16 protein-coding genes are annotated in these 14,518 nt (G+C 38.1%); 14 read left to right on the top strand and 2 right to left on the bottom strand.

Annotation, left to right across the window (positions count from 1 at the left end):
- Window positions 1-232 precede the first annotated feature (232 nt).
- From DEX24_RS14335 to spoVG, 9 genes are all read left to right on the top strand, one after another.
- Window positions 233-1,006, top strand: a complete 774-nt coding sequence (locus DEX24_RS14335) for a TatD family hydrolase (protein ID WP_109307122.1) — start codon at window positions 233-235, stop codon at window positions 1,004-1,006.
- 131 nt (window positions 1,007-1,137) lie between these two features.
- Window positions 1,138-1,866, top strand: coding sequence for a 3D domain-containing protein (locus tag DEX24_RS17785; RefSeq protein WP_109307103.1), 729 nt, complete (start codon window positions 1,138-1,140; stop codon window positions 1,864-1,866).
- Window positions 1,867-1,979: 113 nt separating this feature from the next.
- The gene (gene rnmV, locus DEX24_RS14325) at window positions 1,980-2,543 is read left to right on the top strand and encodes a ribonuclease M5 (protein WP_109307102.1); all 564 of its coding nucleotides are present in this window, start codon (window positions 1,980-1,982) and stop codon (window positions 2,541-2,543) included.
- The gene (rsmA, locus tag DEX24_RS14320; protein ID WP_109307101.1) at window positions 2,536-3,414 is read left to right on the top strand and encodes a 16S rRNA (adenine(1518)-N(6)/adenine(1519)-N(6))-dimethyltransferase RsmA; all 879 of its coding nucleotides are present in this window, start codon (window positions 2,536-2,538) and stop codon (window positions 3,412-3,414) included. Before rnmV ends, rsmA begins: the two co-directional genes overlap by 8 nt.
- Window positions 3,415-3,543: 129 nt before the next feature.
- Window positions 3,544-3,807 (top strand): biofilm formation stimulator Veg, encoded by a 264-nt coding sequence (veg, locus tag DEX24_RS14315; RefSeq protein WP_109307100.1) that lies wholly within the window; start codon window positions 3,544-3,546, stop codon window positions 3,805-3,807.
- A gap of 196 nt (window positions 3,808-4,003) precedes the next feature.
- Window positions 4,004-4,870, top strand: a complete 867-nt coding sequence (ispE, locus tag DEX24_RS14310) for a 4-(cytidine 5'-diphospho)-2-C-methyl-D-erythritol kinase (protein WP_109307099.1) — start codon at window positions 4,004-4,006, stop codon at window positions 4,868-4,870.
- Between the two features lie 56 nt (window positions 4,871-4,926).
- The gene (gene purR / locus DEX24_RS14305; protein WP_109307098.1) at window positions 4,927-5,760 is read left to right on the top strand and encodes a pur operon repressor; all 834 of its coding nucleotides are present in this window, start codon (window positions 4,927-4,929) and stop codon (window positions 5,758-5,760) included.
- Entirely contained in the window at window positions 5,757-6,131 is a 375-nt protein-coding gene (locus DEX24_RS14300) for a RidA family protein (protein ID WP_109307097.1), read from the top strand. Before purR ends, DEX24_RS14300 begins: the two co-directional genes overlap by 4 nt.
- Before the next feature lie 268 nt (window positions 6,132-6,399).
- Window positions 6,400-6,702: a septation regulator SpoVG gene (gene spoVG / locus DEX24_RS14295; protein ID WP_109307096.1), complete on the top strand. Its 303-nt coding sequence runs from the start codon at window positions 6,400-6,402 to the stop codon at window positions 6,700-6,702.
- A gap of 51 nt (window positions 6,703-6,753) precedes the next feature.
- On the opposite strand, the gene nadA is transcribed toward spoVG, so the two are convergent.
- Both nadA and nadC read right to left on the bottom strand, forming a co-directional pair.
- Window positions 6,754-7,848, bottom strand: coding sequence for a quinolinate synthase NadA (gene nadA / locus DEX24_RS14290; protein WP_109307095.1), 1,095 nt, complete (start codon window positions 7,846-7,848; stop codon window positions 6,754-6,756).
- Window positions 7,848-8,696: a carboxylating nicotinate-nucleotide diphosphorylase gene (gene nadC / locus DEX24_RS14285; RefSeq protein WP_109307094.1), complete on the bottom strand. Its 849-nt coding sequence runs from the start codon at window positions 8,694-8,696 to the stop codon at window positions 7,848-7,850. The genes nadA and nadC overlap by 1 nt, the downstream gene beginning before the upstream one ends.
- 471 nt (window positions 8,697-9,167) lie before the next feature.
- Here nadC and DEX24_RS14280 point away from each other — a divergent pair, with 471 nt between their 5' ends.
- The 5 genes from DEX24_RS14280 (at window position 9,168) to pth (ending at window position 14,510) form a co-directional block, all read left to right on the top strand.
- Window positions 9,168-10,274: an IscS subfamily cysteine desulfurase gene (locus tag DEX24_RS14280; RefSeq protein ID WP_246131456.1), complete on the top strand. Its 1,107-nt coding sequence runs from the start codon at window positions 9,168-9,170 to the stop codon at window positions 10,272-10,274.
- Between the two features lie 203 nt (window positions 10,275-10,477).
- Entirely contained in the window at window positions 10,478-11,848 is a 1,371-nt protein-coding gene (gene glmU / locus DEX24_RS14275) for a bifunctional UDP-N-acetylglucosamine diphosphorylase/glucosamine-1-phosphate N-acetyltransferase GlmU (RefSeq protein WP_109307093.1), read from the top strand.
- A gap of 23 nt (window positions 11,849-11,871) precedes the next feature.
- Complete coding sequence (locus DEX24_RS14270) at window positions 11,872-12,831, top strand: ribose-phosphate diphosphokinase (RefSeq protein ID WP_109307092.1); 960 nt, start codon at window positions 11,872-11,874, stop codon at window positions 12,829-12,831.
- A 339-nt stretch (window positions 12,832-13,170) separates the two neighbouring features.
- Window positions 13,171-13,818 carry a 50S ribosomal protein L25/general stress protein Ctc gene (locus DEX24_RS14265; RefSeq protein ID WP_109307091.1) on the top strand — a complete coding sequence of 216 codons (648 nt, stop codon included), beginning with the start codon at window positions 13,171-13,173 and terminating at the stop codon, window positions 13,816-13,818.
- Window positions 13,819-13,946: 128 nt separating this feature from the next.
- Window positions 13,947-14,510, top strand: coding sequence for an aminoacyl-tRNA hydrolase (pth, locus tag DEX24_RS14260; RefSeq protein WP_109307090.1), 564 nt, complete (start codon window positions 13,947-13,949; stop codon window positions 14,508-14,510).
- The last annotated feature ends 8 nt before the right edge of the window (window positions 14,511-14,518 follow it).

The raw sequence follows: 14,518 nt of genomic DNA, 5'->3' as shown, positions 1-14,518 counted from the left end.
AGAAAAAATATATTTATTAATTTATTTCATTAGAAAAGTAATAGTTAAATAATTATTCTTGAATGATATGACATGTATTAATGGGTAATTTTAGTACTTTTTTAAGAGAAATAGATTATATTGATAAATTTATTTGGAGTAAATATAATATCTGTAATATTTCTGTAATATTAAGGATATCTATGAAATATTAAAATCTATAAAATATAAAGAAGTGAGGCGAAATACTATGATGTTTATGGACACACATGTTCACTTAAACGCAGAACAGTACAACGAAGATTTACAAGAGGTAATTACAAGAGCGCTTGAAGCAGATGTGAAAAAAATGATTGTCGTCGGTTTTGATCGCCCGACAATTGAAAAAGCAATGGAGCTTATAGCACAGTATGACTTTTTGTATGCAGCAATTGGCTGGCATCCAGTTGATGCAGTTGATTGTACGGATGAAGATTTACGCTGGATTGAAGAATTGGCAAATCATCCGAAGGTTGTCGCAATAGGCGAAACAGGCTTGGACTACCATTGGGATAAATCACCGAAGGAAATTCAACAAGAGGTTTTTCGCAAACAGATTGCACTTGCTAAGCGTGTCAAACTACCAATCGTCATCCACAATCGTGATGCAACGGATGATTGTGTTCGCATTCTCATGGAGGAACACGCGGAGGAAGTTGGCGGCGTAATGCATAGTTTTAGTAGCAGCGTAGAAATAGCCGAAGTATGTATAGAGAAATTGAATTTTATAATTAGTCTTGGTGGACCGGTTACTTTTAAAAACGCTAAAATGCCCAAAAAAGTAGCGACAGAAATCCCACTAAAATACATTATGTTAGAAACGGACGCTCCTTATCTTACACCGCACCCATTTAGAGGTAAAAGAAACGAGCCGAGTCACATTCCATTAATTGCAGCTGAAATCGCACGGTTAAAGGATATTACAGTTGAGGAAGTCGCAAAACAAACGACTGAAAATGCATATACCTTATTTTATAAAATTAAGTAAAAAGTCCTATTTTTATGAACTCTTGGAAGTATTGATACAATAGGATTTGTTAATTTTAGGAAAATATTCATATGTTGACAGTCCAAAAAAGAGTCTTTATAATCCAACGAGTGAATAAGGAGGTATTTTTCATGTCAAAAATTCCCATGAAAAAACTGTTCCCGGAATCATTTAAAAATTCTAAGGGTGTTATGTTGATTTCAACATTATCACTTATGATTGCGTTTGTAGTAGCTACAATTTTTAGCACTACAACTAATGAACAGGCAAGTAAAACAGAAGTGAAGGTTGAAGCTTCAAAAGAAGAACAATATGCAAACCGCTTTGCAGGTGAAAAAGTAGCAACAGTGGCTGCAAAAAAATATAAAACAACAGCTACGCTGAATATGCGTACTGGCCCAAGCACTAAATACAAGAAAATTAAAACACTACCTAGAAATGCATCTGTAACGTATTTGAGCAAAAAAGGTAGTTGGTATAAAGTGTCTTATAAAGGCAAAAAAGGCTATGTATCATCAAAGTATTTAAAACGTACAACGAAAGCTGCTAGTGCAAACTATAGCAACGGACGTACAATGTATGTAACATCTACTGCATACACAGCTTATTGTGCTGGTTGTTCTGGTGTGACTGCTACGGGCATCAACTTACGCTCGAAGAAAAACCAAAACAAAAAAGTAATTGCTGTTGATCCAATGGTTATTCCACTTGGTTCAAAAGTATATGTACAAGGCTATGGTGTAGCGATCGCTGGAGATAAAGGTGGCGCAATCCGTGGTAAGCGTATTGACGTCTTTAAATCATCAAAACGTGCCGCGTTAAATTGGGGTCGTCGCACAGTTAAAATTACAATTTTATAAACAGCTATAGAAAAGCTTCTTCTCGGGTATAAGGGAAGAAGCTTTTTATTATGAAGTAAATTCATGTATAATAGGAATATTGTAAACAAGAATGAAAAGAGGATTTGAAGTCCGTGAAAATAAAAGAGATTATTGTTGTCGAGGGTAAAGATGATACTACAGCGATTCACAATGCTTTAGAAGCAGATACAATCGAAACAAATGGCTCTGCTATTTCAGCAGAATGTATCGAGCGTATACGACATGCACAAGAGGTGAGGGGCGTAATTGTTTTTACAGACCCAGATTACCCAGGTCGACGTATCCGTGCAATTATTGAGCAGCATATTCCTGCGGTAAAGCATGCGTTTTTACCAAAGAAAAAAACCATTGCTAAAAATGGAAAAAGCTTAGGAATTGAGCATGCCAAAGCAGATGATATTCGCAGCGCGCTTGAAAATGTTTATTCGAGCGATGAAACTAACTTTCAATCGCAAATTACATTAGATGATTTAATTGATGCAAGATTGCTGTCTCATACATCGGCGAAAAAACGTCGAGAGCGTTTAGGAGAGCTATTAAATATCGGCTCAACGAATGGTAAGCAACTTGTGAAGCGTTTAAATATGTTTCAAATCACAGCACAACAATTTGGTGCAGCAATTGCACTGATTAACCAGGAGGAAGAACATGCATAAAGATATCGCAACACCGATTAGAACGAAGGAAATTTTAAAAAAATATGGTTTTTCATTTAAAAAGAGCTTAGGACAAAACTTTTTAATCGATCCAAATGTTTTACGTAATATTGTAAGTCATGCTGATTTAACAAAAGATAGTGCAGCAATTGAAGTTGGACCAGGAATTGGTGCTTTAACGGAACACTTAGCACGTGAAGCAGGTAAGGTTGTATCATTTGAAATCGATCAACGTCTCTTACCGGTTTTAGAAGATACGCTATCGCCATATGATAATATCGATGTTATTCATTCAGATATTTTAAAAGCAGACGTTGCAACGGTGATTGCTGAGAAATTATCGGATTATAAAGATATTGTCGTGGTCGCTAATTTACCCTATTACGTAACGACACCAATTCTAATGAAACTCCTAATGGAAGGCTTATCGATTCGTGCAATGGTTGTGATGATGCAAAAAGAAGTAGCAGATCGTATCTCAGCTAAACCAAGTACGAAAGCATATGGTTCATTATCGATTGCCGTACAATATTATATGCGTGCAGAAGTAGTGATGTCTGTACCGAATACAGTCTTTATGCCACAACCAAATGTCGATTCTGCTGTATTGCGTTTAACACGTCATGAACAACCACCTGTTGTCGTAAAAGATGAAAAATTCTTCTTCCAAATTACGAAGGCAGCATTTTCACAACGTCGTAAAACATTATTGAATAACTTACAGTCACAATTACCACTTGGAAAATCAAGAAAAGAAGAAATTTTGACTGCTCTTGCGTCAATTGATATCGACCCAAGAAGACGTGGTGAAACGCTATCTATAGAAGAATTTGGCAAATTAGCAGACGTTTTACTACCGATTTTTAAATAATTTAAAAAAATATGCATTTTCCCATGAAAATCAATTGACATCACTATGATGGATTGTTAAAATATTTATTTGTATATTGACAGATTGCCATTTTTTTGTTATACTATGGTTTAGTGAGGTGTAGCGAAAATGCCAAAAACTTTAGCTGACATTAAAAAGTCGTTAGATTGTCATTTAGGTAAACGTCTGAATTTAAAAGCAAACGGTGGTCGCAAGAAAACGATTGAGCGCGCTGGAACGTTACGTGAAACATATCGCGCTGTATTTGTAGTTGATTTAGATCAAGATGAGAACGCCTTTGAACGCGTTTCGTACAGTTATGCAGATATTCTTACAGAAGCAGTAGAAATTACTTTTGATGATGAAAAAAGAGAAGCAATCGCAATCGATTAATTCCTAATCATTATATCAATTTTTTGAACACTCTTATGAGAGACATTAGCAATTGCTAACCATTTCATAATGGGTGTTTTTTGTTTGCCCATTTGTAATTGTTTACTATCTCCTATTTAAGTGATGTATGCTAAAATATAAAGCAGTGATTAACTGAGCGAAATTCGCAACAAGGATAGAAGTGGAGGATCTTCATATGCTTTATGTAAAGGCGCCTGCAAAGATTAACTTAACATTAGATGTATTAAGCAAAAGACCGGATGGCTACCATGAGGTTGAAATGATTATGACAACCGTTGATTTGGCAGATCGTATCGGTTTAGAGAATAGACAAGATGGTCAAATTTTGATCCAATCTTCAAATAATTTTGTACCGGATGACCAACGCAATTTGGCTTATCAAGCAGCACAATTGCTAAAGGACACTTATGATATAAAATACGGAGTATCGATTACCATTGATAAGCAAATACCGATAGCAGCTGGACTTGCTGGAGGTAGCAGTGATGCAGCAGGTACTTTAAAGGGTTTAAATGAGCTGTGGCAGCTTCAATTGACACCAGATGACTTAGCGGAGCTGGGAGCGAAAATCGGCTCTGATGTCCCTTACTGCGTATATGGGGGCACAGCGATCGCGCGTGGGCGTGGTGAAAAAATTGAACATATTGCAGCACCACCAAACTGTTGGGTCGTGTTGGCAAAACCGACAATTGGTGTATCGACAGCAGCGGTATATGGTGGTTTGGAGCTCGATCAAGTTGAGCATCCACAAACAGCCAAAATGCTTGAAGCAATTGCAGAAAATGATTATGAAAAAATGTGCCGTAATTTAGGAAATGTATTAGAAAGCGTTACGCTTGGATTACACCCAGAAGTATCGAGTATTAAAGAGCAAATGAAACGCTTTGGTGCTGATGCAGTGTTGATGAGTGGCAGTGGTCCAACGGTCTTTGGGTTCGTTTCAAATGAGGCGCGCACGACTAGAATTGTCAACGGACTTCGTGGCTTTTGCGATGAAGTTTACGCAGTGCGTATGTTAGGTGAAAGGTATTCTCTTGATTGAATGCGTATGTTTGTGGTAGATTTTGTATATAATATTCGGGTTTAGGAGTGGATTACATGAAATGGAAGCGCAGTGAGCGTCTTGTAGATATGACGCATTATTTAATGGAACATCCGCAGCAGCTAATCCCACTAACGTTCTTTGCCGATTCTTATCAATCTGCTAAATCTTCAATCAGTGAAGATTTATCAATTGTAAAAGAAACGTTTGAAGATAGAGGAATCGGACTTTTAGTAACGGTTCCTGGCGCAGCAGGCGGAGTGAAATATATCCCAAAAGTGCCGGATAGTGCAGTTGTTTCAATAATAAATGAATTAAAATTAGAGCTTGGTCATTCGGATCGATTGTTACCGGGCGGCTATTTGTTTATGACAGATTTACTGGGCAATCCAGAGTTGATGAACCGAATTGGTAAGGTTTTTGCCTCTGCATTTTGCGATCAGAAAATCGATGTTATTATGACAGTAGCAACAAAAGGTATTTCGATTGCCCATGCCATCGCTAGACATTTAAATGTGCCAGTTGTAGTTGTTAGACGCGATAACAAAGTTACTGAGGGCTCAACTGTCAGCATTAACTATGTATCAGGTTCTTCGCGACGCATCCAAACGATGGTCTTATCAAAACGCTCAATGAAGAGTGGTCAACGTGTGCTCATTACCGATGATTTCATGAAGGTTGGCGGCACGATGAATGGTATGAAAAACTTGATTGAAGAATTTGATTGTACATTAGTTGGGTGCGCGGTGCTTGTTGAGGCTGAACATCCGGACGAAAGACTTGTATCGGATTATTTCTCTCTAGTGAAACTAAAAGAAGTGAACGAAAAAGATCGCACAATTGAATTAACTGAGGGCAATTACTTTTCGAAGGGTGGAAATGAAGAATGAAAATCGTAGACACTAAAAAAGCACCAGCAGCAATTGGGCCTTATGTACAAGGTATGGTTGTCAATAATATGTTTTATAGCTCAGGACAAATTCCTCTAACTGCGGAAGGTGTTATGGTTGAGGGCGATATTGTTGCACAAACAACTCAAGTATTCGAAAATCTTAAAGCTGTATTGGCAGAAGCGGGTTCTTCATTGGAACAAGTTGTGAAAACAACTGTTTTCATGGCAGATATGAATGATTTCGTAGCAATGAACGAAGTATATGCTTCCTATTTTGGTACGCATAAGCCAGCTCGAAGCGCAGTTGAAGTAGCACGCTTACCAAAAGATTCACAAGTAGAAATAGAAGTTATTGCACTAATTAAATAAAAAATATATAAATCCCATGTCATTGAATAGATCTCAATGACATGGGATTTTTTTGTCATGACCGAATTTGAAATAGACGTTTAGTATTAAAAATATCGCATGAACAAGTATTAAATATGGAGAAATTATCACTTTCAATTCACAACATAATAATATTTCAAAAAATTGAAAATAATTTAAGAATAAAGAAGGAATTGGGTAATATTTGAAGAATTAATTAGGTAGGATAGAGTTATATTTGCAGCTGAGAAGAGGGGGGGGTGAAAAAATGGAAGTAACAGATGTTAGACTACGTCGGGTTCAAACTGACGGACGCATGCGAGCAATCGCTTCCATCACTCTAGACAACGAGTTTGTTGTACACGATATACGTGTAATCGATGGAAATACTGGATTATTTGTAGCAATGCCAAGTAAACGCACGCCGGATGGTGAATTCCGTGATATTGCACACCCGATTAATTCTGGTACACGAACGAAAATTCAAGAGTCGGTATTAAAGGCTTATGAAGAATCAAGTGAGGAAGAAGCTGTCGTAATCGATGAAGCACAAACAGGAACAGAGGTTTAATACATAAGAAAAGAGCCCCTTTAAAATAGGAAGGCTCTTTTTTTATTGACATTATCGAGTAGCTAACATGCGGTCAAGTGATAAAATAGCATCTTTTTTTGTGGCATCATCGACGGTTATCTGATTATGCCCAGCATCTGCTAATATGGACTCGAGTTGCCATAATAGATGTGGCAGATCGATGCGATTCATCGTTAAACAGGGGCACATGGTAGCATTCAATGAGACAATTTTGCGATCGCTATACGTAGCGATTAATCGCTTAACTAAATTCATCTCTGTACCGATTGCCCATGCACTGCCAACAGCTGAATTTTTAATCGTATCAATTATATATTTTGTTGAACCAGAAAAGTCAGCTGCTTGAACAACCTCATGGCTACATTCAGGATGTACAATAATATTTATAGCATGATCTTCCTGTCGTTGGGTTGCGATATTCTGCAGCGTAAAACCTTCGTGAACAGAACAATGCCCTTGCCATAATATGATAACAATTTTGTCCAGCTCGCCTTCGTAGATCAGTTTTTTTGCGAGTGGGTCCCATATGGCCATTGCGTGTAATGGAATACCAAGTTCAAAAGCGGTATTTCTACCGAGATGTTGATCGGGTAAAAAAAATAGGCGTTGTTTTTTTGCGAGAGCCCATTGCATCATTTGTTTAGCATTAGATGATGTTAAGCAGGCGCCACCATGATAGCCCGTAAATTTTTTTATCGCTGCTGTTGAATTGACGTAGGTGAGCGGTAGTAATGTATCACCAAACAGTTGCTGTAAGCTAATCCACGCTTGTTCTGTTTGATGAATCGTCGCCATATCGGCCATTGAGCAGCCAGCACGCATATCTGGTAAATAGACATGTTGGTCATTAGTCGTTAGCATGTCAGCCGTTTCTGCCATAAAGTGTACGCCACAAAAGACAATATGTCGTGCTTCCGTGTTCGCTGCGCAAAGTTGAGCTAGTTGAAGCGAATCACCGGTTACATCGGCAAATTGAATCACTTCATCTCGTTGATAATGATGGCCAGGAATGAATAATTTTGCACCTGATTTTTCTTTAATCGTCCAAATCCGTTGCGTCATTTCTTTAACGCTTAATTGTCGATATTCTTGTGGCAGTGCATGAACCCCTTGTAGTAGACTCATCAATGTGAAACCTCCTTTAATCTTACGCTAGCGCTCATATTAAGTGATCGTACACTGTGTGTGAGTGCACCAAGTGAAATCCAGTCAACACCGAGTTGTGCATAGTGAGGAATTGTTGCTAGCGTAATGCCACCAGAAACTTCTGTAATAATGGATGCGGGAATAAGTGGCTGCCAAAGACGAATTTCTTCCGGTGAACGATTGTCTAACATAATAATATCGACACCAGCTGATACCGCTTCTAATAGTTGTTGTTTCGTTTCAACTTCAACTTCGATTTTCACTGTATGACCGATACGATTTGATATTGCTTGGACAGCTTCCGTAATGCTACCGGCAAATGAAATATGATTATCTTTTAGCATGACACAATCGTATAAGCCGTTGCGATGATTAAAACCACCGCCCACACGCACAGCATATTTTTCTAATAAGCGAAGACCCGGTGTGGTTTTTCGCGTATCACAAATACGGGTCGTTGTGTTTGTTGTTTGTGCAACTGCATATGCTGTAAGCGTTGAAATAGCAGATAGTCGTTGAATCAAATTTAATATGACGCGTTCACCACTTAATAAGTATGTAATTGGTCCAGTAATCATCGCGATTTTATCGCCTGACTGTATAGATTGTCCATCTTGTATGAAATGAGTAATGATCATCGTTGGGTGCAATAATAAAAATCCGCAATCTATAATAGACTGCCCACAATAAACACCGTGTTCTTTTGCATATATCGTAAATTCTCCTATCATATCAGGTGTAAATAATGTATCAGCAGAAATATCACGATCGCCAATATCCTCCAGTAAAAACTGTGTCATCATTTCTTTTAGCTTGAGCAAGTTCATGCTAGTCCCTCCTTTGGATCATAGTATTTTGTTGCGGGATAAAAATAACTGATTGTCATGGTATATCATCTGTTATGTGGTCGTTGCGAATAGATGTGCACCACTTGATACTTGGGCAAGAGGCTCAGTTGTTTGCCAGTAATACTCCCTTTTTTGCTATCAAAAAGATGATTAGTTGAAAACTACTAGCTGTCACCATCTCATTGATCGGGCGTTTAAAAGAGTGATTACGGCAGTATGACCTCCCTGAAGCTAACTCGGAACAGCTAACATGTAATGTCTGTTTAGATAGCAATAGCTATCGTTTAAAAGGCATGGAAAGTTTAGTGTGTTGTAAAGCTGTGATGTTGCTAAGGAATAGCCTATTCAAATATACACAATAACTTTACAGTTGTCTTGTCACATATAATTACATAGAATAGAACATAAAACAACTGGTCAATAAAAATTTAAATGAAAGAGGTAAAGTGAATGTATATGGACTATGCAGCAACAACACCAATGACAAAAGAGGCATTGGCTATGTATCATCGGATTGCAACCGATTATTACGGCAATTCGTCTAGTTTACATGACTGTGGAGGGCATGCGAAGCAAGTACTAGAACAATCACGCAAAATGATTGCGCAATCACTGGGTGTCAGTGCAGAGGGAATTTATTTTACAAGTGGTGGCACAGAGGGCAATATTGTTGCGATTATGTCGATTGCGCTTGCTCAAAAAGGGAAGCATATTATTACATCTGTAGCGGAACATACCTCTGTTCATGCCGCGATGAATGCATTGGAAAGACAATATTATTCAATTAGCCGCATACCCTTGACTGATGTGGGTATAATTGACATTGAAAAGTTAGCATCAGCAATTCAATTGGATACAGCGCTCATATCGATTCAATATATCAATTCAGAAACCGGTATTATACAACCGATTGAGGCGATTGCTGCACTTGCAAAAAAACATCATATAAAATTACATGTTGATTGCGTACAGGCGTATTGTAAATTACCTTTGGAACAGATAGCTAGTCAGGTGGATGCTGTTACAGTCACTAGTCATAAAATTGGTGGGCCAAAGGGAGTCGGGGCAATTTATATTGCGCCTGATTGTCCGACGGAGCCACTCTATCCCGGTGTGACTCATGAACGTGGTTTGCGTGGTGGTACAGTAGATGTCCCAGCTATTTGTTCATTTGCTGTTGCGGCGCAATATTGTTTGAGTGAGGAAGCCCTTGCACATCTTCACTTGCTTAGAAAGTGTTTTACTAGTGAAGCATCCCTTCTAAATTTGAATATTATAGAATATAAAGCTGCACAGTATCCAGGAATTTTAGGTATGATGGTAAAGGGCATAGAAGGTCAATTAATGATGTTGAAGTTAAATGAGCAACAAATTTTCATTTCTACAGGGAGCGCTTGCGATAGTCAACACGAACATGGTACAAAAGCCGTATTATCGATGGGCTATTCGCCCGATGAAGTGCGACAGTTTTTTCGTGTATCATTACATGAAGGGCAAAGTATAGAAGAAGTCAAAGAAGTTGTACGAAAAATGCACGTAATAATTAAAAATACATGAATTTTTTATGAACGAGCAAAAGTCTTTGGGGAAAGAAAAAGATGTGGATAAGCGTAGTGGCAAGTATTGAAGCCTTAAAAAAGGATAAAGATTTCTAATCATAAGTTGTATGACGACTCTTTGTCAAGTGTTATCCCCTTGAAAAGTGTGAGATTTTGCTATATAGTCATAAGAGAAAATCAGCTAAATGGAGGACTTGCGAAATGACGAATATTTATGCGGTAGTATTGGCTGCTGGTCAAGGAACGCGTATGAAGTCCAAATTATATAAAGTTCTTCATCCGGTTTGTGGGAAACCAATGGTTGAGCATGTCGTAGATCACGTCCAATTATTAGACGTGGCACGCACAGTTTCAATCGTAGGGCACGGCGCTGAAAAAGTTAAGGATCAACTTGGAGAAAAAAGCGAGTACGTATTACAAGCTGAACAGCTTGGAACTGCACACGCTGTTCAACAAGCTGAGCCACTACTAGGCGACCTAGAGGGTACGACAATGGTTATTTGTGGAGACACGCCATTGATTCGCCCAGAAACAATGAAGGCGTTACTAGAGCATCACAAACAGCAAAATGCGAAGGCAACAATCCTTACTGCAATTGCTGGAAATCCTACAGGTTACGGCCGTATCATCCGTGGTGCAAATGGTCAAGTTGAGCAAATTGTTGAGCAAAAAGATGCTTCTCATGAGCAACAACAAGTAACTGAAATTAACACAGGGACATATTGCTTTGACAACAAAGCTTTATTCGCTACGTTAAAGTTAGTGAAGAACGACAATTCACAAGGTGAGTATTACTTACCGGATGTTATTGAAATTCTTCAACAACAGGGTGAAATCGTTTCTGCTTTTGCTTCAGAAGATTTTTCTGAAACATTGGGTGTCAATGATCGCATCGCTTTATCTCAAGCAGAAGCGACAATGCGCCGTCGTATTAACGAAGGTCATATGCGCAATGGCGTATCGTTTATCAACCCTGATAACACATATATTGATGTAGACGTGAAAATCGGTAGAGATACGATTATTCAACCTGGTGTAACATTATCAGGCAACACGATAATCGGAGAAGATTGTATTATCGGGCCAAACAGTCGTATTACGGATAGTCAAATTGGCGACCGTACAACAGTAGATTCGTCTAATGTTGATCAAAGTTCTGTTGGTGAAGATGTAGCAGTCGGACCATTCGCTAATATTAGACCGGCTTCTCAAGTTGGTAATAAGGCGAAAGTGGGTAACTTCGTAGAATTGAAAAAAACAATATTAGGTGAAGGTAGTAAAGCTTCTCATTTAACGTATTTAGGCGATGCTGAAATTGGCAAAGCTGTGAATATCGGCTGTGGTACAATTACCGTGAATTATGATGGCGTAAACAAATTCAAAACGATTATTGGTGATCGTTCATTTGTTGGCTGCAATTCAAATCTTGTAGCACCTATTACAATAGGCGCGGACACATATATCGCAGCTGGCACAACCGTTACAAAAGAAGTACCTCAGTTTGCACTTGCCATTGGACGTTCTCGTCAAGAGAATAAAGAAAACTATGTTAACAAATTAAATATCAAATAATTACTATCAAACAGGAGGCCATCATGCCGTATCAATATGCTAACTCAAAATTAAAAATCTTTGCCTTAAACTCTAACGAACCACTAGCCGCTTCAATTGCGAAAGAAATGGGCGTAGAATTAGGGAAAAGTTCTGTAAAACACTTCAGTGATGGAGAAATTCAAATCAGTATTGAGGAAAGTATTCGTGGTTGTGACGTGTTCATCGTGCAGTCAACTTCAGCTCCAGTAAATGAAAATCTTATGGAGTTATTAATTATGATCGATGCTGTTAAACGCGCTTCAGCACGCACAGTAAACGTAGTAATGCCTTATTATGGCTATGCTCGTCAAGATCGTAAAGCACGTTCACGTGAACCAATTACGGCTAAATTAGTAGCAAATCTACTAGAAACTGCTGGCGCTACTCGCGTTGTATTACTTGATCTACATGCACCACAAATCCAAGGTTTCTTCGATATTTTAATCGATCACCTTGTTGGTGTTCCACTTATCTCTGATTACTTCAGCCAAAAAGGTTGGAATTCAGAAGATATCGTAGTCGTATCACCTGACCACGGCGGTGTAACTCGTGCACGTAAAATGGCTGAACGTTTGAAAGCACCAATTGCTATCATTGATAAACGTCGTCCAAAACCAAACGTAGCAGAAGTTATGAATATCGTAGGGAATGTAGAAGGAAAAATTTGTATCTTAATCGACGATATTATCGATACTGCTGGTACAATTACAATCGGTGCAGAGGCACTTATGAAGTCTGGTGCAAAAGAAGTTTATGCTTCATGTACACACCCAGTTCTTTCAGGTCCTGCTATTGAACGTATTGATCAATCAGTGATTAAAGAGTTAGTAATCACTGATTCTATTCAGTTGCCAGAAGAGAAGAAAATCGCAAAAATTCACCAATTATCTGTATCAAAATTACTTGCTGATGCAATCGTACGTATTTACGAAAACAAATCAGTATCTAAATTATTCGATTAATCCATAGCATGCCAATTGGAGAAGCTTTGAGCACACCCAATAGCGTCCACTATAAAAAAAGTCATCTATGCATACGTGCATAGATGACTTTTTGCATTTATTTGCTATTTTTCTCAAAAAGATAAATAGTATAAGTGAAATTGTATCTACTAAATTTACAAAGCCTATAGATATCGGTTTAATAGGGCATAAATGATGAACTCTTTATGACAATATCAAAGAAAATCATCATGAAAAAGGATTTTAAGTACGGATAAACCTGGGTTTTTCGTTTGATTATTTTGTATTTCGGGTATGATAGAGAGTGTGAAACTTAGATATGGAAGGGGAAATATTTTTATGAGTATTTTAGTACATGCTAAAAAACGCGACACAAAACATCGTTCAGAAATAGCATCTTTAAGACAAGAAGGATACGTACCTGCAGTAGTCTATGGGTACCAAATTGACACGACACCAATCGCTGTTGATGAAAGAGACTTCGAGAAAACGCTACGCGAAGATGGTAGAACCGCAGTTATGCTATTAAGCGTCGACGGTGTCGAAGTGAATGCGGTGTTAGCTGAAGTTCAAAAAAATCCAGTCAAAGGTGAATTAATTCACTTGGATTTCTTAGCGGTAAATATGAATAAAAAAATTGAGCTTGAAGTCCCAATTCAAGTTGTTGGAGAGCCAATCGGTGTAAAAGAAGGTGGCTCACTTCAAATGCCAAATCGTGAGTTGCTATTAAAAGTCGAACCGAAAAAAGTGCCAGATTCAATCGAAGTGAATATTGCCGATCTAGCAATTGGAGAATCAGTTGCTGTTGGAGATATTCGAGATACTGTTGAATTTGAAATTATTCAAGAGGACGATTATGTATTAGCGACGGTGCTTGCACCGATTACAGCAGCTGAGCTAGAGGCGTCATTAGGTGAAGCGGAAGTTGAATCGGACACAGGTGAAGATGAACAAGAACCAACAGCTTTGAAAGACTCGGAAGCATAATAATATAGATTTTCAAAAGTGCTAAGCATTCGCTTAGCACTTTCTTTCATTCAGTACAGTTATTTTAAATTCAATTCATCCTATGGTAAAATAGCTGTGATGAGTGAATGAAAAGGAAGTTATAAAACATGAAACTAATTATAGGACTGGGTAACCCAGGAAAACAATATGAGCATACACACCACAATGTTGGTTTTGATACAATTGATATTTTAGCGAGTCAATGGAATATAGCATTAAACCAGACAAAATTTAATGGCCTCTATGGTACAGGACATCGTCCAGAAGGTAAGGTTGTACTCCTAAAGCCATTAACGTATATGAATTTATCTGGTGAATCTGTACGCCCTTTAATGGACTACTTTGACATTGATATTGAAGATATTGTTGTAATTTATGATGATATGGATCTTGAAAAAGGAAAGTTACGTCTGCGCCAAAAAGGGAGTGCAGGTGGGCATAATGGTATTAAATCATTAATCCAACATTTAGGTACGCAAGAATTCAATCGCATTCGTTTAGGTATCGACCGTCCACCTATGGGCATGAAAGTACCTGATTATGTATTAAGTCGCATTTCCAAAGATGAGCAGCCTCTGCTGGAAGAAGCTTTTCACAAAGCAGCAGACGCTTGTGAATACTGGTTAAGTAAACCATTTAATGAAGTGATGAATAAATTCAACCAAAAATAACGGTTAAC

Origin of the sequence: Kurthia sibirica, assembly GCF_003143975.1 — a bacterium.
GTDB classification, from domain to species: Bacteria; Bacillota; Bacilli; order Bacillales_A; family Planococcaceae; genus Kurthia; species Kurthia sibirica.
Note: the sequence above shows the minus strand (reverse complement) of the source record. Positions and strands in the feature narration are given on the sequence as shown.